Source organism: Spirosoma lituiforme (assembly GCF_054776635.1).
The window spans coordinates 521,408-539,814 of record NZ_BAAHBO010000002.1 but is presented as its reverse complement, the minus strand read 5'-3'; the positions used below and the strand labels follow the sequence as shown (position 1 = coordinate 539,814).

Below are 18,407 nucleotides of genomic sequence, written 5' to 3'. Positions count from 1 at the left end.
TTATGGCTGCTCTCATTTCGGTTGCCGAAAATAGCCTGATTGGAAAGTCTGATTCAACTACGGAGTTGATACCGGGCAGGGTCGGTGTATCCGAAACGGTGTTTGACGCACTTCGTCAGTTTGTGTTTGAGAATGAGAACGCTGATGGACTGTTCACCTTTACGGTACAGAAAGGTGTCGAGTTTATTCGGGTCCGGAATTACGTGGGGCTACTGGCGCTGCCCGATGGAACGATGCTGGAGCTATTGCCCAAAATGGAGCAGCAGGCCAATGCCCGACCCCTGTTGCTGACTATGCTCCGGTACCTGCGCCACAGCCCGTTCCGGACGATACGCGGGGCTCAGTCAAGGGCCGTTAAGCTGCCTTTGTGGGAGGTGTTCATCACCGCTTTTCTCGACACGGTAGAACCGCTGGCACAGCAGGGTATTCAGCGCGCTTATGTATCCGTTGAGAGTAATGAACGCTTCTGGAAGGGACGGTTTCAAGCCACGCGGCAACTGCGTGAAAACAGGTACCACGCTGAACGGCTGGCGGTTGTGTACGACGAGCTAACCGCCAATGTACCACCGAACCGTATCCTGAAATCGACGTTGCTCTACCTGGCCAACCGGACTACGGACAGAGCCAATCAGCGCCGTATTCAGCAACTGCGCTGGGTGCTGGACGATGTACCCGTTTCGCATTCCATACCTGATGATCTGAATGCAATTCGTCGAAGCAGCCGATTATTCGCCCGGTACGAAGCGGCACTGCTCTGGGCAAAAACACTTTTGCTGGGGCAGGGGCTGGGAGTGAAGATGGGTAAAGCCAAAAGTTTCTCCCTGCTCTTTCCGATGGAGCGGGTATTTGAAGATTATGTGGCGCACGGCATTCGGACGTACTGGCCCAGTTCCGACGATGTTCGGGTGCAGGAGTCGTCTGCGCATTTGGTTGATGAGCACGTTGGATTACCTAAATTCAAGCTTCGTCCCGATATCCTTATTCGCCATCACGACCGAACATTCGTGCTGGACACCAAGTGGAAACACGTGAACGGACAGGAGCCAGGTAGCCAGGTGAGTACCGGTAATTATGGAATTGAGCAAGCGGATATGTACCAACTGTATGCCTACGGGAAGAAGTATGCCGCCAGCGACCTGTTTTTGATCTATCCGGTTAGTGAAACCTTCGTTAAGCCATTGCCCGTATTTAGCTACGACGCGCACACGCGCCTGCACGTTGTTCCGTTCGATCTGACCAATTCGCTGGCTGATGAAGTAGATAAACTGGCTACGTACGCTTTGTCTCCCAACGGATCGTAAACCCTCCTGCGTCGTATATGCCCCTTATTTTAACACTAGCCGGTATTTTAACCCTTGTTTTCCTCGTTGCCTTTGTCCGTTTAGATACCTTTATTTCATTCGTTATTGTAGCGCTGGGTATTGGTCTGGCGTCGGGTATGGATGTGGTCGCGGTCGGGAAATCCATTCAGACCGGTATCGGCGGTACATTGGGCGAGCTGGTGTTGATTATCGGATTCGGGGCTATGCTGGGACGATTGGTGGCCGAAAGTGGGGCCGCCCGCCGAATTACCGATGTTCTGATTGGCTGGTTTGGCGTCAAAAATATTCGATGGGGGCTGGCTTTAGCGGGCTTTGTGATCGGTATTCCGCTGTTTTACAATGCCGGATTTATCATCGTTGTTCCCCTGATTTTTACGATTGCAGCCTCATCGCGTTTGCCATTAATGTCCGTCGCGGTACCCATGCTGTCGGCGCTTTCCGTGGCGCATGGCTATCTGCCCCCGCATCCGTCTCCGTCGGCGGTGGCGGGTCAGCTGAATGCCAATATCGGGCAAACGCTTCTTTACGGGATTATCGTCGCCATTCCGGCCATCATCATTGCCGGGCCGCTGTTCGGTAAAACACTGGTGAAGATCAACGCAACACCAAACCGCGAGTTGTTCAAGAATCGGGAGATCCCCGCTGATCAGTTGCCGGGGGCAGGTATCAGTTTTTTTGTCGCCCTATTACCCGTTCTGCTTTTAACCACGTTCGGTCCGCTGAAAAATGCCATGCCGGGCGAGTCACCCCTCAAAACGGTGATAACGCTCCTGGCCGAACCCTATATCGGGATGCTTATATCGGTGCTGACAGCCATGTACGCGCTGGGTATCCGGCAGGGGCAGTCTGTGAAAGCGATTACCAAAGATATGGAAGAGGCCGTTAAGGCGATTGCGCCTATTTTGCTGGTCATTGCGGGCGCGGGCGCGTTGAAGCAGGTTTTTGGGGATAGTGGCACCAGCAAATACATTGGCGGTTTGCTGGCTGATGCTGCCATTCCGCCGTTGTTGCTCGGCTGGGGCATTGCCGCTTTTATTCGGGTGTGCGTTGGTTCGGCAACGGTCGCGGGCCTCACCACGGTGGGTATTGTTTTACCGCTGCTGCAATCGCAGGCTATAAAGCCGGAGTTGATGGTGCTGGCCATCGGATCTGGAAGCCTGATGTTCTCGCACATCAACGATGGTGGTTTCTGGCTGTTCAAAGAATATTTCAACCTGACCATCGGACAGACGATCCGGACATGGTCGCTGATGGAGACGATTGTGTCCATTGTTGGCTTGCTGGGCGTGTTGGCCCTTAACCTGGTGGTGTAGGTACGTGGCTTATAAATGGAGTCAACGAGTTCGGGGAGTAATTGTAAAAATACGCAGCAATGAGTAACGAGAAGCTACAGGAGGTAATTAATAAGTTGTTTGACAGCTTATCGGCCCAGATACCCGCTTACCAACGTAGTGAAGCCGACTGGAGTATTTCGAAGGGTAATGTGGCGGTTTGTCTAATCGACGACGCCGGGAATATCTACGGAAAAATTTGGGGCAATGACAAGGTGAGCGGACGGAGTTTCTACGATGTAGCCTATCGCAAGGCGTCACAGGTCTGGATAACCGGCTACAAAACCGGCGAGTACGAGCGGTTGGTGTTTTCGGACCAGCTCAACTACAAAGATTTCGGTATCGAACTACCCGACCTGATGGGCTGGGAGGGCGGTCAGCCTATCCAATTGGATGCTGAAACCCGTATCTCATGCGGATTCAGTGGATTTGAGGGCGTCAATGATCTGGCCATCGTGAAAAAAGCGGCTGAAGAAGCCATTGGTTCATAAAATTCAGCGCTCAGTATCGGATGAATGGAGCAGACTATCGCTAGTTTGGGGCCATCTGATAATTAAACTGAAAATGGGTTTGCCGGTTTACTTATTGATCCCGTAAATGGAGTAAAACAGAAACGAAAACTTAACGTAGACCTTTCGTTTCTAACTTTTTATTCGTATTTATTTGTGGAATTTTTTCCTGGTATTCAGAACCCATAAAATACACGTTTGAAATCAGCTACAAAAGCACTTGCTTACCTATTAGCAACCTCAGTTGAGGAGAAACTAAGTGAGTCGACCGAGCCGTCAAAAAAGGTCAGAAAAGCAATTGAGAAATCAACAAAGAAGCTTGCCAAGCGGTTGGTAAAACTTGCCAAGCGGTTGGTAAAACAGGTAAAGAAAGAAGACAAGAAAAGGCAGGCCATTCCAGCTCCAACGCCGGATGCTGTCAACGCTGAAGCGTAGATCAACCCCATAACCGACTACGTAAGCTCCACCGGCTTCGAATAACAAAAGGGGGCGGATTCCAGCTGATCAGCTTAGTGATGATCAGCTGGAATCCGCCCCTCGTTTATTTTCAGTGAGTATGGTACGGCTAAACGAGACGTCCTTAACGAAGCGCCGTAGGTAAGGTGACGAAGTAAATGCGATTGCGATCTACCTGACCGGTAGCGGGAAGAATTTTGGCCGCAAATCCGTTCTGACCATTGTCAACTACCCCGAAATCATCGTCGTTTGAAATGGCCAGCCGGTTCGATCCGATCAGCGAAATCCCTTCCGCTTTGTCGTGCGGGTAAACAGGCGAGATGTCGGTTAGCAAGTTTAAGACCAGCGTTTTGGCAACGGGAACAACGCCAGCGTTCTGGAGGCCGGCTTTGTCTTTAAGTTGCTCCACGGTTAGGCCGTTGTACAGTTTTCCGCTATCGCTGTTCGCTGGATCCGATATATCGGTGGCACCCGCCAGATCGAATTTGTACACACGTTTGAAGGTCGAGGGCTTAACCGGGTCACCGCCATAATTACCATCCCGTTCAATGGCCAGAAACGTGGTGGCCGAAATAGCAGCAATCTCGCTGCAACCTGTCAGGCTGGAGTTTTCCATCAGGTACACATACTGTTTCGTAGCCCCGCTGGCAATGTCAAATGTAACGACTCGGATAACGGTAGAACCCGAAACGGCTGCTGATGATGGGTTATACATCGGCGACTGCATCAGGCCGACCAGCGTTTTTCCGTCGGGCGTAATCGTTAACCCTTCCATACCCCGGTTGGGCCGACGGCGGGCCAGGACTTTAGGCAGTGTACGCCCGCCCGTTCCCGTACCAAATGGATTGATCCGTTCGATGGTGTTGCCGCTAGCGTCGAAGTGTACGAGGTGGGGGCCATATTCATCACTTACCCAAAACGTCCCGTCCGACGCTAGTGCCAGTCCTTCGGAGTCGAGTCCATCGGCATTGGGCGCAATGGTTTTACCGCTCAGATCAAGAGCGATTTCGCCCGTATTACCTTGGCCGATGGGGTTTGGCAGGCCCGTGAGTAGCTGTCCGGCCGCGTTTTTGAGCAGAATGGTCTGCTCGAGCACCAACTGATTGCCAACGACCCGAAATTTTCCGACCTGGGGGGTAAAGTCGGCTTTACCGAATATAATCGAATTTGCCGCTGATCCGGCAGCATTCGGTCCGCGATCAGTCAGTAAATAAAAAACGGCTGGGTCGCGTGGGTCCGCTACGACGGCCGAGCCGAAGCCCCCGTTGTAAATGACCGTACCGTTGGGGGCGGTTGCCAGCACCTTCGGATTGGTCGCTTCGGCAAACGTTGGGTAAGCAATAGCGGGCAGACGATGATCTTCGCAGGCCGTAACCGCGATGCCGGCAGCGATGACAAACGAAAAAGGTAAATACGTAAAGCGCATGATGGGCTATATGGTCTAATAATTCGACAAAGCTAAAGGGCCTTGTGTTATCCATTTGTAACCGATTGTGCTGGCCTGTTATGCATATATTAATTTTTAAGAATGAGTAGGCCGTTTAACCCGCTCGGTAGCCGGAGAGGGGGTATCCGTTGTCGATGCTGAACCTGATCCGAGCATTATCCTACCGTTAGCGAATTAGGCCGGATGCCGTCGGTTTCATAATGAAGGGGTAACACCCCTTGCTTGGGAACGCATTACTTTTGTAGCTCAACGTACTAGACTAATGACGCATGCGCTTTATCGCCGTTTATAACCAGCTTCAGACTGCCACCGGTGTCGGTTTCGACAGTTTGATTGACGCGCTCGATTTTCTGTTCTGGGGGTATGAAGATAATGATCTGACTCCGCAGGGAATTTACGACGTACTGACTGACGAATCCATTCCCTACGACCACGCCGGTAAACCCCTGTCTGTGAGCAGCCTTGATTCCATTCGGTCGATTGCCAAAACTTATTTGAAAACTTCTTACCGATTCAGCGGTTTGATTCCCTCAGGCAATGTTGACTAAAATTGGGGATCGAGCGTTATACTACGCAAACAAGCGTTGGACGACTATCCATAACCAGTAAACATAAAACAGGAAATGGCTCATCAGTTAAAAGTAACACCAAGTAACATTATTGGTCTTTGGTTTGGGGCCGATACCCCGCTTCGTCAATACAAGATACAATCGAACCCCGTCTTGTGGGATGCCTGTTTACGGGCTCACATTGGATTTGTTCCACCATCGGGCGCAGCCTCTCTGGACCAGTACCGGAAATCAGATAAAAATGCGTTTGCCCGTGCCGTTGAACGCGAGTTGATGCAGTCGGCTACCAGCACGCTTCATCAGCCGGTATAGGCTACCCTCTTTTTACAAGGCGGAGTCGGTTTTAAAAACTGACTCCGCCTTATTTTAGGCATATCGACCGGGCGACGCACTACATACATAACCAACCATTAATGAATCGTTGGGCTTGGGCGCAGATAAGTGCCATCGGTAAACTGGATGGTGTAGTCAGATGAGGCACTAACTCTTTGCGTAATAGCCGGTTGTGATGATTTGAGCTAAGATACGGACAGGCGTATTAAGGGAACCGTAAGGAACCAGGTGCGCCATTAGAAGCGTTGAACGCTACGGATTTAAGAAGGGTGTCTGCTCCACGATCTCTCTGTAATCAGTTGATCATTGATTTTTCGGCGGACCTTAGGCTAACAAACCTTACCAATGGGTCTTTGGCCGCGGTTTGTCCGGTGAGCGCACTGGTAAAAATCAGGCCCTCCTCACTATGGCTTGTTTCGAAAATCGAAAACCATAGTGAGGAGGGCCTATCATGTCGCTCATCAGGTACGCAAGCCCGAACGATAAACGTTCTGTCGTTACCGATTAACCTGATTCGTTAAGGTCGGTCGGCTTCTTTTTCCTGCCACTGCGCGTGGAACACACCGTCTTTGCCAATCAGCTCGAACGTATGGGCGCCAAAGTAATCGCGCTGGGCCTGAATCAGGTTGGAAGGCATGTTGGCCGACCGGAACGCGTCGAAATAACTCAACGACGTGGCGTAGGTTGGCAGGGCAATACCGGCCGCAACAGCCGCGCCCACAACCGTACGAATACCCGGTACTGTTTCCTGAATGATGGACTGAATGGCGGGGGCCAGCAACAGGTGTTTGAGTGCCGAATCAGTCTGGTAAGCGCTCAGCATCGTTTCCAGGAACGCGGCCCGGATAATGCAGCCACCCCGCCAGATTTTGGTGATCTCCGCCAGATTCAACTCATAACCAAACTGCTCCGATGCCGACGCCAGCAGGTGCATGCCCTGCGCATACGTCGTGATCATCGAGAAGTAGAATGCCTGTTCCAGACTAGCCAGAAACGCATCATTGTCGACGGCTAACGGGGCAATTTCGTCGCCATACATCTCGGCTGCCTGCACACGCCACGCCTTGTATTTCGACAAGTCACGCATGGATACGGCACTATCGATGGCCGGAATCGGGGTGACCAGATCCATGGCCACCTGCGAGGTCCATTTACCGGTTCCTTTCGAGCGGGCTTCGTCCTTGATGCTGTCGAGGAGTAGCTGCGTTTCGCCGGGTTCGTGGTACTTGAAAATGTCGCTGGTCACTTCGAGCAGAAACGATTGCAGCCGCCCCGCGTTCCAGTCACTGAACACCTTGCCAATGGCCTCATTGTCCAGTTTCAGCCCTTTGCGCAGCACCTCATACGTCTCGGCAATGAGTTGCATAACCGCGTACTCGATGCCATTGTGCACCATTTTTACAAAGTGGCCGGCCGCTCCGGGGCCAATGTACGTTACGCAGGGATCGCCGTTTACTTTAGCCGCTACAGCGCTCAGAATCGGCTTCACGTATTCGTAGGCCGTTTTATCGCCACCGGGCATCATGCTAGGTCCACGACGGGCACCATCTTCTCCCCCAGAAATACCCATCCCGAAGAAATGGTATCCTTCGGCTTCAAGGGCCTTGTCGCGACGGGTCGTATCCGTAAAGTGTGAGTTGCCACCGTCAATAATGATATCGCCCTTATCGAGCAGGGGCAGCAGTTCGGAAACAACGCTATCGACAATCGGGCCGGCCGGTACCAGCATCATGATGGCCCGGGGACTTTTGAGGCTGCCCACAAACGCTTTAATGTCAGAAAAGCCTTTCACGACGGTATCAGCCTTTCCATCGGAATCATTGGCCCAGGCCTTTTCGAGCAGTTCCGACTGAGCCGGATTTTTGTCGTATCCAGCCACAGAAAAACCATGGTCGGCCATGTTCAGCAACAAGTTGCGGCCCATGGTACCAAGGCCAATCATGCCAAACGTAAATTGATCACTGGTTGAATTGGTATTCATAATCAGATAGGGGTGAATGGGAGAGGTCTTCGAGAATTTGTCTGGTTTTGTTAAAGGTCTGGTGATGGTAAGCTCGGATTCCCAGCTTACTGGCTGCCCGCGCCAGCATCAGCCGGTCGTCAAAGTAAACACATTGTTCCGGTTTGGCCTGGGCAATGCCCATGGCCAGGCGCCAGATATTCGGATCCGGTTTGACCATACCAACTTCACTCGATGAAATAAACCCGTCGAAGACCCGGTGTAAATTGAATGTATTGATCCGGTGCTGGTTTAGCTCGCGGCCTTCATTATTAACGGCAAAAATACGAAATCCGCAGTGGTTTTGTTTCCAGGCAGTGAGCCACGCCAGCATATCAGGTAACTCAACCGACTGGGCAAACATAAAATCCTTGAATTCCGCCCGGCTGAACGCACGCGGATGATTGAACACAACCGTGTCCAGGTATTCGTCCAGGGTGATTTTTCCGGTTTCGTACGTGGAAAAAATAAAATTGTGCAGTACGTTCATCTCCTCGTAGTCGAGACGAAAAAGATCGGCGGCCTCCCTGCGCGACTCATGCCCCCAGGCATTGTTGAGCAGAACACCGCCGATATCGAGGAGCAGAATGTTTAATTCAGGCATTTTCATGACTAAAGGAGCTACGCCAGGGCTTTCTTGCGTTGGGTTTCGATGGCATCCAGCAATTTCTGGTAGGGGGTATTAAATTTCTCGATGCCTTCATCTTCCAGTTGCTGGGTGAGCGCAGCCAGATCGATACCTGCGTCGGCCAGCCGTTGCAGGGTTTGCGTCGCTTTGTCGAGGTCGTTCTCCAGCCGATCGGCGGCTACGCCATGATCGCGGAACGCCACCAGCGCATCCATCGGAACGGTGTTGACGGTTTTGGGACCAATGAGGGCTTCCAGGTACTTGACGTCGGAAAACGACGGGTCTTTGCTGCCCGTACTGGCCCATAACAGCCGTTGTGGGGTAGCTCCTTTGGCCGCTAATTTGAGGAAACGGTCGCTGTTGAACACCCGTTTGTAAATTTCGTAGGCCTTTCTGGCCGAAGCAATGGCTACCTCGCCTTTCAGATCCGACAGTCCTTTTTCGGGAAGCATCGGGTCAATCAGGGTGTCGATCCGGCTCAGGAAGAAGCTGGCTACCGACGAGATGTTGTTGATGGGTAATCCTGCCTGGTCCCGTAGTTCAAGACCCGTAATGTAGGCATTGGTTACCGCTTCGTACCGCTCCAGACTGAACAGTAACGTAACATTAATATTTAGTCCCTCCGAGATGCAATGCTGAATAGCGGGCAACCCTTCAACCGTTCCGGGAATCTTGATCATCACGTTGTTGCGCTCCACCGTTTTCCAGAGTTTCAGCGCCTGAGCGATGGTTCCATCGGTATCCCGGGCCAGAAACGGCGATACCTCCAGGCTTACGTAGCCATCGGCACCGACCACTTCGCCATCGTTATAGGTCGGCCAGAAAATGTCGGCTGCCCGTTTAATATCACTCACGGCCAGGCTATAAAAGAGGTCTTCATTGCTCAGATCGCTCTGGGCAAGCTGGCTGATGTCGGCATCGTAATCGCTGCTGCTGCTGATCGCTTTTTCGAAAATGGCCGGGTTGGAGGTGATACCCCGAACGCCGTCTTCGTCGATGAGCTGCTGCAATTCGCCGGTATTCATGATTTTCCGGTCAATGAAATCGAGCCAGATGCTTTGGCCGAAGTCGTGGATTTGTTTTACGTTGTTCGTTTCCATAAGGAATAGACTTCAGTTGATTTCTAATTGTTTAACATTACTTAATCCACCGTCAACATTTAATCGGCCATTAACGTGCCGGGCATCTATACCAGAACAGGCCAGCCGAAGCGGGCGCATCCGTGCCGCGCTTAAAGGTACTAAATGATGGCATCGGTCAGGGACAAGATGAGCGTGCGGACAAGATAGCGTTCCTTTCGTACCTTAGCACCTGGTATAGTATACTACCCGCCATGAAAACCAAAATACTCCTGGTAGATGACGAAGTCGATCTGGAAGTTCTCTTTCGACAACGGTTCCGCCAATCGATTCAGAAAGGCATTTATGAGTTTGTTTTTGCCCACGACGGCCGGCAGGCGCTGCGCCTGCTGGAAGAGCAACCCGATATCGATCTTCTGCTGAGCGACATCAACATGCCCGGCATGGACGGCCTCACGCTGCTGGATCAGCTTCAGCAAATCAACCCGATGGTACGCACGGTAATGATTACTGCTTACGGCGACATGACTACCATTCGGGCGGCTATGAACCGGGGTGCTTTCGACTTCATTACCAAGCCCATTAACTTTGACGATCTCGAAGTGACCATCGAGAAGACCAGCCGGTACGTTCACCAACTGCGCGAAACGCAGGAACTGAAGGCGGTGGATGCGATGAAGACGCGTTTCTTTACCAACATTACGGACGAGTTGCGGTCGCCATTGTCGCTCATCATTTCGCCCGTAGACAAGCTGCTGGAAACCCCGGACTTATCGGTGCCCTTGCAGCAACAGTTGCTGACGGTCCGTCGGAATGCCCGGCAAATTTTGCGGTTGCTCAACCAGCTACTGGCCATTAACCAGCTCGAAGCCCGGCAAATGGAACTGGTCGAGCAGGTGGGCGATCTGCCCGGCTTTATTGAGCAATTGGTGGATCTGTTTCGTCCTTCGGCGGATATCAAGCAGTTGGCGCTGGTCTACCAGACGGATATGCCCACCGGAAATTACCGTTTCGACGCCAGCAAATGGGAGATAATACTCGCCAATCTGCTGACGAACGCCATCCAGTTTACGCCCACGGGTAGCATTACTGTTTCGCTTCATCAGACTGCCACCGGCGCCCGTTTGTCGGTACGGGACACGGGTATTGGCATTACGGCGCATAAACTGCCCCACGTTTTTGACCGTTATTATGAGGGTGATAATCTCCGGATCCGGGCCAACGACACCACCGGTATCAGCCTGGCGCTGGTTCGTGAACTAACGCTGCGTCTGGGTGGCCAGATAACGGTTCAGAGCCAGGTCGATGGTCCGCCGGAAACGACGGGTACGGAGTTTGTGCTGGAATTACCCCTCCAGCGGGTCAAGGCGTACGATGAAACGGCCTTGCCGGTTGAGGCTCCTTCGCTGCTCGTTGACCTGCCAGCGGTTCCCGGTGGGACTCCCACGGCCAATTCATCCGGTGTTGCCGAACCACCCCCGCTGGTTTTAGTAATCGAAGATAATCCCGAACTGCGGGAATTTATGGTGGCTGAACTGGCCACGACCTACCGGGTTCGGTCGGCAGCCAATGGCTACGAGGGCTGGGTGCTGGCTAAAGAGGAACTGCCTTCGATTATTGTGACGGACCTGATGATGCCTCGCCTGGATGGCTACGCCCTGATTGAGCGCCTGAAGGCAGACCCCGTAACCGACCATATTCCGATTGTGCTATTGTCGACCAGTGCGGGAGACACCCACCGCCTGAAGGGGCTGGCGCTGGGTGCCGATGACTATTTGACAAAACCTTTTCATCTGGACGAACTCCGGTTACGGTTGCGCAATTTGTTGAACCGTCAGCAGCGATTACAGGAACATTACCGGCAGCAACTGGCCCAGCCCGACAGTACCACGCCCTTACAGACGGTCAGCGATCAGTTTCTGCGTAAGCTGTATACATTGATCGAGGAGCACCTGGACGACTCGACGCTGAGCGTCGAATGGCTGGCCGAAGAACTGGCCATGAGCCGGAAAGCGCTGTACCTGAAGGTACATAACCTGACGCATCTGTCGCCCATTGAGCTGATTCGGCAGTATCGTTTACGTAAGGCTATCGACCTGTTACGACTGGGGCATAGTGCGGCCGAAACAGCGTATCTGGTCGGTTTCGAGACACCGTCGTATTTTACCAAGGTCTTCCGGGAGTTTTACAAGCAAACCCCGACGGCTTACGTAAAGGGGTAGTTAGCCATGCCGGAGATAGCAGAATTATAGATGTCACAAAATTAGCGGCTTTCGTACGCGAGCAGCTCCTCGTAAGGGTTCGTTTGAAAACCAAGTAGTTTCCCGAAGGCGGGTTCGGTTTTATAACCTTGTTGTTTGAGTGCAATGATTTGTTGTCGGAACGCTTCTCCGTGCTCCGTCAGCAGCCTGTGTTCGATAAGCATGTGCCGATAGGCCAGTTGCTGCCGGGTGGGAATAGGTTGCCCGAAGATTTCGATTTCAACGGTATCGATCATAAAGTTAGCGACCACGCAGTCGGTGCCGTGCAACCGATAGTCACGAATCCGGAATCCCGTCTGCTGGTTGAAGGCATTGAGAACGGTTGAATAAAAAGCCCGTTTGTCGTCCCAGTGGCAAATGATGTCGAGGTCGCTGGAATCAATGGCAATGTTAATGGGAACGGTGCCCACCAGAATAGGGGTAAACCGGTCCAGTTTTTCCATCACCTTGTTGTTGGTCAGTATGGAATACGCCTGTTTCTGCCGGGCGTTTCCTTCGTTCAGGTAGTCGAGCGTATCGAAAGGGGTGGTCATAATCAGCTTGGTGAATGAGCCTCAATTCGCCTTGACGGATGACGGCCCGGTTAACGCAGAACGAATAAACGGGGTCTCTTGCGTAACCGTTTTCGGCCCAGGCAGTCAACAGAGTATGAAATGGCTAACATCTACCCACCCCGCCCCGAACGAAAACTATAATTTTACGTATAAAGCAGGCGATGTTCGGCTGATACGCGCACTAATTGTTGTTGGTCTCCTGTTCGTCCTGGCGTTTCTCTGGGTGTTTTTTCAGCCCCGGAACCAGGGCTATTCCTGGCTGTTCGCGTTGCTGTCGGTGTCCGTATTGTTTCGGATTGTGCGGCTACTGCACGAATGGTATCACTACTGGCGGGTAGCGCCCCCCGTCCCGCCCGCTTTAACCCGAACCTGGTCGGTGGATGTGCTGACGACGTACTGCCCCGGCGAGCCGCACGAAATGGTCATCAACACGTTAGAAGCCATCGGTCGAATTACGTACCCGCATACGACCTATCTCTGCGACGAGGCCAATGACCCGTATCTGAAACAGGTCTGCGACCAACTGGGCGTCGTTCACGTTACCCGAACCGATAAGACTGACGCCAAAGCGGGCAACATCAACAACGCGCTGCGACAGGCTACGGGAGAGATCTGCCTGGTGATGGATCCTGACCACGTGCCCGTACCCAATTTTTTAGACCATGTGTTGCCCTATTTTGACAAGCCTGACGTGGGTTTTGTGCAGTGCGTACAGGGCTACTATAACCAGAAAGAAAGCATCGTTGCCTTCGGGGCTGCCGAGCAGACCTACAGCTTTTACGGGCCTATGATGACCTGTATGGGTGACTACGGAACCGCGCAGGCCATTGGCGCTAACTGCACGTTTCGGCGGTCAGCGCTGGATTCGATCGGCGGGCACGCCAACGGGTTATCGGAAGACATGCACACGGCCATGAAGTTGCACGCCAAGGGCTGGCAGTCGGTATATGTGCCGCTGACCCTATCTTACGGGTTAGTGCCCGCCACGCTGCCTGCCTATTACAAACAGCAGCTCAAATGGTCGCGTGGTACGTTTGAATTACTGGTGACGACCCTACCCAGGGTGTTCGGGAAGTTGAACTGGCGACAAAAACTGCATTATACTACGCTACCCCTGTACTACCTGCTGGGTACGGTGCAGCTTTTCGACCTGCTTATTCCAATCCTGTCACTGTTGACTATGCTGTTGCCGCTGCAACTGGATTTACTACGGTTCGCTACGGTTTACGTACCGCTGCTGCTAACGGGTTTTCTGATCCGGCAATATGCCCAGCGATGGCTCATTGAGCGCCACGAAGCGGGTTTCCACCTGGTTGGGGGCATTCTGGCCAGTGGCACGTGGTGGGTATACCTGCTCGGCCTCATTTACACGATATTCCGGGTAAAGGTGCCGTACATCCCGACGCCCAAAGATGATCGACCGCGCAATAATTTCTGGCTCATTCTGCCTAACCTGTTTTTTGTGCTGGCTACACTCGGGGCCATCGGTTACAGCATTTTCTGGTATGGCCGCTTTGCGCTCTACAATATTTATTTCCAGATGATGCTGGTATTCGGGCTATTGAACATAGTGATTCTCAGCCTTAACATTGTTGCTGGTCAGGAAAAAACAATGCATCAACTGGCCCGTTGGTTCACCCGGTCGTCGGGGCATTTTGCGCCGGCGGGCCACCTGCGCCGAACGGCCTGGCTGATTCGTTATGGTCTTTATGGATGGCTCCAGCGACGGGCAATCCCCCTGTTTACCGGCATGGTGCTGCTGGCGCTGAGTCTGTTGTTTTTCACGTACCGCATCAAAACCAGCGCCCTGCCTACCGATCTGCGTTTTGCCAATACGCAGCCTTTTTACGTGGGGCTTACCGATCCGTCGGCGGGTCAGCCTGCTCTCCCGGCGTCCGTTACGCTAATAACTCCCCACTCCGTCGATTGGCCGATGGCGGCTAATTCAACCATTCATTTCTCGCCCAGGGCCGTGGATGGCCAGTTACCGTTGTTGTACATCCGGGCGAGCGGGCCGACTGATACAACCGAGCGCTCTACGCAGGCATTTCTGAAAAGCATTGTGCGTGGGCAACGAGATGCAGCCTTGCGGACATGGGCGCAAAACGTCCGGCAGATGCAACGCCCGGTCTTGATCAGTTTCCTGCCTGAATTTGATGATCCGGCTCACCTGTACGGGTTGCGGCAGGACACCAGCCTGGGTTTGTACCGACAGGCGTGGCAGTACATTGTCCGGGTATGCCGACAACAGCGGGCAACGAACATTACCTGGGTTTGGTGCCCCACTCAGCCATCGACGGTGGTTACTTACTATCCGGGCACCACGTATGTCGACTGGCTGGGGTTTGCGGTCGTGAATAACCCGGCCCTGGCGGTCGATCATAAAGAGCATTCGTTTGCCGCCCTGTTTCAGCTTCCCCACACCACGGTGCGTTCGCACGTTGCCTACAGCATCCGGCAGAAACCGATCCTGATTACCCGGCTGGAGTCCGTAACCGACAATACCCCCGACCGGCAATGGACCCTCGACGCGCTGGAGCTGATGAAGGAGCGTTATCCGACAATTCGGGGTGTTGTCTTCTCGAAACCCAGCGATTTACAGGCGGTGCCCGTTACCTGGCTAGCCATCTACCAGCCAATCCGCCGTTAGTCGTCGGCGGGGGTTGGTTCCGTTGACGACTTACCCGCTACTTCGAACGAAAAGTTGGCGGTGGATACGTGGCGGTGGGTGTCGTACACATTGACGAACAGGCGGTACGCCCCCGGTTTTTCTGGTAAGTGAAACTGCACCTTTTTGGTATCCGAACGCTCCAGCAATCCCTGTAGAGCGGGCCGGGGTACTCCCACAAAGTCGGCACCGGGTTGCGCATGGGGTTTAATTTCCCAGGAAAACGTGAGCGAATCACCTTCCGGATCATGCACCCGAATTTCGGCCTGGTGCATAGCTGATGCGGATGCGTAGGAGCGGTTTAGTATACGTTGCCCGTCGATGAGCAGACCGTCTACAACAGGAGCCAGATTACTGGGCTTCGTATCCGACCAAAGTTCCTGCATCAAGGCTACGAGCGGAGTTTGCCGCCCCTGCTCATCGAACAGGCTGAACCAGGTATGCGTTTCCTCCTGTTTGTGACCCCAGTAAAAAATGTACGCACCAAAACAGTTGGGAAGCTTTGCGCCAATGTATCGTTGATAAAACGGCTTGACGAACGCCACTTTACTGCGGCTGTCGGGCTCGTCGGGTGCGCCCCAGGCAGACGCGGTCGTTTCCCAGTAGGCTTGTGCCCCATATTCCGAAATGAGATACGGTTTTGTCCAGCCGCCTTTCTGAAAGAACTCGTCCAGCTTCTCCGTCAGGGCGTAGGAATTCACCCCCAGAATATCGACATCGGTACACCGCTTACTGACCAGCCAGATGGCCCGTTCACTATCAGGCGAGATAACCGTCGAAACCGGATGGTTCGGATCGAGCTGGTGTACAAGCGTCGACAGGCGGTTGACTTCGTCGTAGACTTTAAAGTTTTTAGCTTCCTGCGCCCATTCATTACCCACACACCACAGCAGGAGGGCGGGGTGGTTGCGGTATTTCAGAATGGTTTTGCGAATGCGCTCGTGCTGCCGCGCTACGGCCTCCTGGTCATCGTAATCGAAACCCTCGATTTCGCGCTCAACCCACAGACCTAACATCACCGTTAAGCCCAGGGCCTGTGCTTCATCCAGGATACGACTGGCATCGATATCGTCCCAAACCCGGATGGAGTTGCCTCCGCACGCTTTGAGTTCGTCGAAATGACTGACGCCCCCGGCTCCCTTGATGAAGTAAGGCTGTCCATGCCGAAGTAACTGGTACGAGGTGCCGTCGAAACGGATTGCCGTTGGTACGGCCAGGTTGGTTGATAACGGCTGTTTCTGCTGGGTGCTGTGGCAACTGCACAGGCCCCAGAGCCCTAAGACCAGGAGCCACTTTAGTAAGACTATCGGTTGGTGCGAATAAATAATCATCATATACTGATGACCCTTTAACCGCCCCCGGTCACATTATTCGAAGGAAAATAATGTGAGTACCTGCTTGTTTGATTTGTCTTTTCGGCAACGTAGCGATCTTCGGATGATGCAAAACGCCCGGTCAGAAAATGGCTTCTAATGTTGTAGTGACAAACAAGGGTATTGACAAGCAGAAAGCCTCTTTCAGGCACAGATGCGAACCCGGGACAGGCGAATATCCGAGCGGTTTAGCTGGCGTTGCATTTCCGAAAATACCCAGTCGATCGCTTCGTCGGGATCCGTGGCGGCAACGGACAGGTCTTCATCGAGACGGAGATTTTGTTTCATTTCATCCAGTACGTCGAATACGACCCGGATTAGTTGTTTCTTTCTATTAGCCATGGCAAAGGAATGGAGTAGTCGGACTGTTCAGTTAGTCGGTTGAATCTGCTCAGCAGTTGTTTACGCCCTAAAATTAATAGCTGAATGTTATAGTTGTATTATATATAGCAAAATAAAAATATAATAAATAGGGTTGCGTGTCAGGGAGAGTGCTTATAGACGTTGCGTCATGAATGCCGACTGATATAAAACAGAGAAGCCCGCGAACGCATAGTCGCGGGCTTCTCTGTTTTCAGGATACCTGTTCGTTTGTCTACCGGAACCGCTGGATGCTGAAATCACGGGCGTTGCCGGTTTCGCCGATGCGGGCGTTGAGCGTGTAAACCTGGTTGTTCACCGCTACGCTTGTGGTGGCACCTGTGTAGCCATCCGCGTCGTATTTGATGATGGAGGCTGTCTGCCAATTGTCTGTGCTACGTACTTGAGCTACCCGGTTGCCGCCCGTTACAACGTACAGGTCGTTGTTAAGAAACGTGAGTCCATCGCCGGGTAAAGACCCCGTACCACTTATTTCCGAAACCGCATTGCCATTCCGTAAATCCACTTTGTAAAGTTTACCTTGCCCGGTATTGGCAACGATAAGGTAACCGTTTGGATGGTAAGCAATGCCGTTCAAACCAAAGGTTGCGCTGGAGAACCGGACATCATCTCTAACCAGAACGCTGGCTACTCCGGCAGCGGTAACTTTATAGATTACCGGCGAAAATGAGTCTGTTACATAGGCTGTTCCATCGGGAGCAATCGTCACGTCGTTTGCAAAGTTGGGTTCGGCCGCCGGAATCAGGGCGTCCAGATCCGTGCGTCGCTCCAGCTGGCGTGTGGCTAAATTAAAGACCAGAAGTTCGGCCGTTTGGCGGGTAGTGGCGGGGGTACTCTTGTCCGAACGGCCCTGATCGCCATTACAGACAAATACCCGCCCGTCGGCAATCTTCATCCCGATGCCTGCAATGAGACTGGGATCGGTCAACAGATCGTCGTACCGGCCATCCGTATCGACCGTACCGATTTTGCCTTGCGGAATCGAGGTAACTAGAAATTTCCCCAATTGCGACGAATAAGCGATGCCTTCCGGATACTGGCGTTCGGCTACAAAATTGATACGCTCCGGGAAAGGGGCGTTTGGGCTATCCCGGTGATCTTCGCAGGCTGTTGTTAGCCAGGCAGCAGACAGAACAACGAGCGAACGGGCAATAAATGATGGGTTCATAACGGACGGGGCTATTTTTGATGAACATCGGTTTTAATGTTATTTTAATAAGTGATGTTTGTCAAATTTGTTTAGCATTCCGGCTCAATCAGCCCCCTTTTTACGCCCCAGGCGGGTAATCCTTATCCATTGGTTATCAATTACTGATCGATAAAGGGTATGCTGTCCAAGCGTTTTGTCCAGCAACGTTCCACTCAGAAATGATTTCACCCAGTCGTACGTCATGCCGAACTTGTTTCGGCCTCTCCAAGTCCTGTATGAGGCAAGCTTGATATGCCGAAACAAGTTCGGCATGACGCGCCACGGAACAACTTCTATAAGCATAAGCC

16 protein-coding genes are annotated in these 18,407 nt (G+C 52.7%); 8 read left to right on the top strand and 8 right to left on the bottom strand.

Translation table 11 applies throughout. The annotated features are described in order from the left end of the window. Positions 1-2: 2 nt before the first annotated feature. The 4 genes from ACYU87_RS10675 to ACYU87_RS10660 all read left to right on the top strand — a co-directional run bounded on the left by ACYU87_RS10675 (position 3) and on the right by ACYU87_RS10660 (position 3,597). The gene (locus ACYU87_RS10675) at positions 3-1,301 is read left to right on the top strand and encodes an McrC family protein (RefSeq protein ID WP_461134052.1); all 1,299 of its coding nucleotides are present in this window, start codon (positions 3-5) and stop codon (positions 1,299-1,301) included. A gap of 17 nt (positions 1,302-1,318) precedes the next feature. Next, entirely contained in the window at positions 1,319-2,635 is a 1,317-nt protein-coding gene (locus tag ACYU87_RS10670) for a gluconate:H+ symporter (protein ID WP_461134051.1), read from the top strand. Between the two features lie 59 nt (positions 2,636-2,694). Further along, positions 2,695-3,144 carry a hypothetical protein gene (locus ACYU87_RS10665; RefSeq protein WP_461134050.1) on the top strand — a complete coding sequence of 150 codons (450 nt, stop codon included), beginning with the start codon at positions 2,695-2,697 and terminating at the stop codon, positions 3,142-3,144. 216 nt (positions 3,145-3,360) lie between these two features. Further along, positions 3,361-3,597, top strand: coding sequence for a hypothetical protein (locus ACYU87_RS10660; RefSeq protein ID WP_461134049.1), 237 nt, complete (start codon positions 3,361-3,363; stop codon positions 3,595-3,597). A gap of 145 nt (positions 3,598-3,742) precedes the next feature. Here ACYU87_RS10660 and ACYU87_RS10655 read toward each other — a convergent pair whose 3' ends face one another. Next, the gene (locus ACYU87_RS10655; protein ID WP_461134048.1) at positions 3,743-5,044 is read right to left on the bottom strand and encodes an esterase-like activity of phytase family protein; all 1,302 of its coding nucleotides are present in this window, start codon (positions 5,042-5,044) and stop codon (positions 3,743-3,745) included. Positions 5,045-5,334: 290 nt separating this feature from the next. Here ACYU87_RS10655 and ACYU87_RS10650 point away from each other — a divergent pair, with 290 nt between their 5' ends. Both ACYU87_RS10650 and ACYU87_RS10645 read left to right on the top strand, forming a co-directional pair. Beyond that, positions 5,335-5,613 (top strand): hypothetical protein, encoded by a 279-nt coding sequence (locus tag ACYU87_RS10650; RefSeq protein WP_461134047.1) that lies wholly within the window; start codon positions 5,335-5,337, stop codon positions 5,611-5,613. A gap of 75 nt (positions 5,614-5,688) precedes the next feature. Then, entirely contained in the window at positions 5,689-5,946 is a 258-nt protein-coding gene (locus ACYU87_RS10645) for a hypothetical protein (protein ID WP_461134046.1), read from the top strand. Positions 5,947-6,484: 538 nt separating this feature from the next. Here ACYU87_RS10645 and gndA read toward each other — a convergent pair. The 3 genes from gndA to tal are packed head-to-tail and all read right to left on the bottom strand — an operon-like array spanning position 6,485 to position 9,694. Continuing rightward, entirely contained in the window at positions 6,485-7,951 is a 1,467-nt protein-coding gene (gene gndA / locus ACYU87_RS10640; protein WP_461134368.1) for an NADP-dependent phosphogluconate dehydrogenase, read from the bottom strand. Then, positions 7,926-8,576, bottom strand: coding sequence for an HAD family hydrolase (locus tag ACYU87_RS10635; protein ID WP_461134045.1), 651 nt, complete (start codon positions 8,574-8,576; stop codon positions 7,926-7,928). Before ACYU87_RS10635 ends, gndA begins: the two co-directional genes overlap by 26 nt. Positions 8,577-8,587: 11 nt before the next feature. Further along, the gene (tal, locus tag ACYU87_RS10630; RefSeq protein WP_461134044.1) at positions 8,588-9,694 is read right to left on the bottom strand and encodes a transaldolase; all 1,107 of its coding nucleotides are present in this window, start codon (positions 9,692-9,694) and stop codon (positions 8,588-8,590) included. Positions 9,695-9,927: 233 nt separating this feature from the next. Here tal and ACYU87_RS10625 point away from each other — a divergent pair, with 233 nt between their 5' ends. Continuing rightward, on the top strand, positions 9,928-11,895 hold the full coding sequence (locus ACYU87_RS10625; RefSeq protein ID WP_461134043.1) for a hybrid sensor histidine kinase/response regulator transcription factor: 1,968 nt from the start codon (positions 9,928-9,930) through the stop codon (positions 11,893-11,895). Between the two features lie 41 nt (positions 11,896-11,936). Here the strand turns inward: ACYU87_RS10625 and ACYU87_RS10620 are convergent, their stop codons facing one another. Further along, positions 11,937-12,467, bottom strand: coding sequence for a DUF4269 domain-containing protein (locus ACYU87_RS10620; RefSeq protein ID WP_461134042.1), 531 nt, complete (start codon positions 12,465-12,467; stop codon positions 11,937-11,939). 115 nt (positions 12,468-12,582) lie between these two features. On the opposite strand from ACYU87_RS10620, the gene ACYU87_RS10615 reads away from it, so the two are divergent. Further along, on the top strand, positions 12,583-15,138 hold the full coding sequence (locus ACYU87_RS10615; RefSeq protein WP_461134041.1) for a glycosyltransferase: 2,556 nt from the start codon (positions 12,583-12,585) through the stop codon (positions 15,136-15,138). On the opposite strand, the gene ACYU87_RS10610 is transcribed toward ACYU87_RS10615, so the two are convergent. From ACYU87_RS10610 to ACYU87_RS10600, 3 genes are all read right to left on the bottom strand, one after another. Further along, entirely contained in the window at positions 15,135-16,490 is a 1,356-nt protein-coding gene (locus ACYU87_RS10610; RefSeq protein ID WP_461134040.1) for a glycoside hydrolase family 2 TIM barrel-domain containing protein, read from the bottom strand. The genes ACYU87_RS10615 and ACYU87_RS10610 overlap by 4 nt on opposite strands. A gap of 183 nt (positions 16,491-16,673) precedes the next feature. Then, complete coding sequence (locus ACYU87_RS10605; protein ID WP_461134039.1) at positions 16,674-16,871, bottom strand: hypothetical protein; 198 nt, start codon at positions 16,869-16,871, stop codon at positions 16,674-16,676. A gap of 253 nt (positions 16,872-17,124) precedes the next feature. Continuing rightward, a complete protein-coding gene (locus ACYU87_RS10600) occupies positions 17,125-18,078 on the bottom strand; it encodes a glutaminyl-peptide cyclotransferase (RefSeq protein WP_461134038.1) in 954 nt (317 codons plus the stop codon). Positions 18,079-18,407: the final 329 nt, after the last annotated feature.

Coding starts and splice junctions, on each gene's coding strand:
- ACYU87_RS10610 (WP_461134040.1), bottom strand. CDS start 16,490: ATGATGATTATTTATTCGCACCAACCGATAGTCTTACTAAAGTGGCTC.
- ACYU87_RS10615 (WP_461134041.1), top strand. CDS start 12,583: ATGAAATGGCTAACATCTACCCACCCCGCCCCGAACGAAAACTATAAT.
- ACYU87_RS10605 (WP_461134039.1), bottom strand. CDS start 16,871: ATGGCTAATAGAAAGAAACAACTAATCCGGGTCGTATTCGACGTACTG.
- ACYU87_RS10625 (WP_461134043.1), top strand. CDS start 9,928: ATGAAAACCAAAATACTCCTGGTAGATGACGAAGTCGATCTGGAAGTT.
- ACYU87_RS10665 (WP_461134050.1), top strand. CDS start 2,695: ATGAGTAACGAGAAGCTACAGGAGGTAATTAATAAGTTGTTTGACAGC.
- tal (WP_461134044.1), bottom strand. CDS start 9,694: ATGGAAACGAACAACGTAAAACAAATCCACGACTTCGGCCAAAGCATC.
- ACYU87_RS10675 (WP_461134052.1), top strand. CDS start 3: ATGGCTGCTCTCATTTCGGTTGCCGAAAATAGCCTGATTGGAAAGTCT.
- ACYU87_RS10645 (WP_461134046.1), top strand. CDS start 5,689: ATGGCTCATCAGTTAAAAGTAACACCAAGTAACATTATTGGTCTTTGG.
- ACYU87_RS10635 (WP_461134045.1), bottom strand. CDS start 8,576: ATGAAAATGCCTGAATTAAACATTCTGCTCCTCGATATCGGCGGTGTT.
- ACYU87_RS10650 (WP_461134047.1), top strand. CDS start 5,335: ATGCGCTTTATCGCCGTTTATAACCAGCTTCAGACTGCCACCGGTGTC.
- ACYU87_RS10600 (WP_461134038.1), bottom strand. CDS start 18,078: ATGAACCCATCATTTATTGCCCGTTCGCTCGTTGTTCTGTCTGCTGCC.
- ACYU87_RS10655 (WP_461134048.1), bottom strand. CDS start 5,044: ATGCGCTTTACGTATTTACCTTTTTCGTTTGTCATCGCTGCCGGCATC.
- ACYU87_RS10620 (WP_461134042.1), bottom strand. CDS start 12,467: ATGACCACCCCTTTCGATACGCTCGACTACCTGAACGAAGGAAACGCC.
- ACYU87_RS10670 (WP_461134051.1), top strand. CDS start 1,319: ATGCCCCTTATTTTAACACTAGCCGGTATTTTAACCCTTGTTTTCCTC.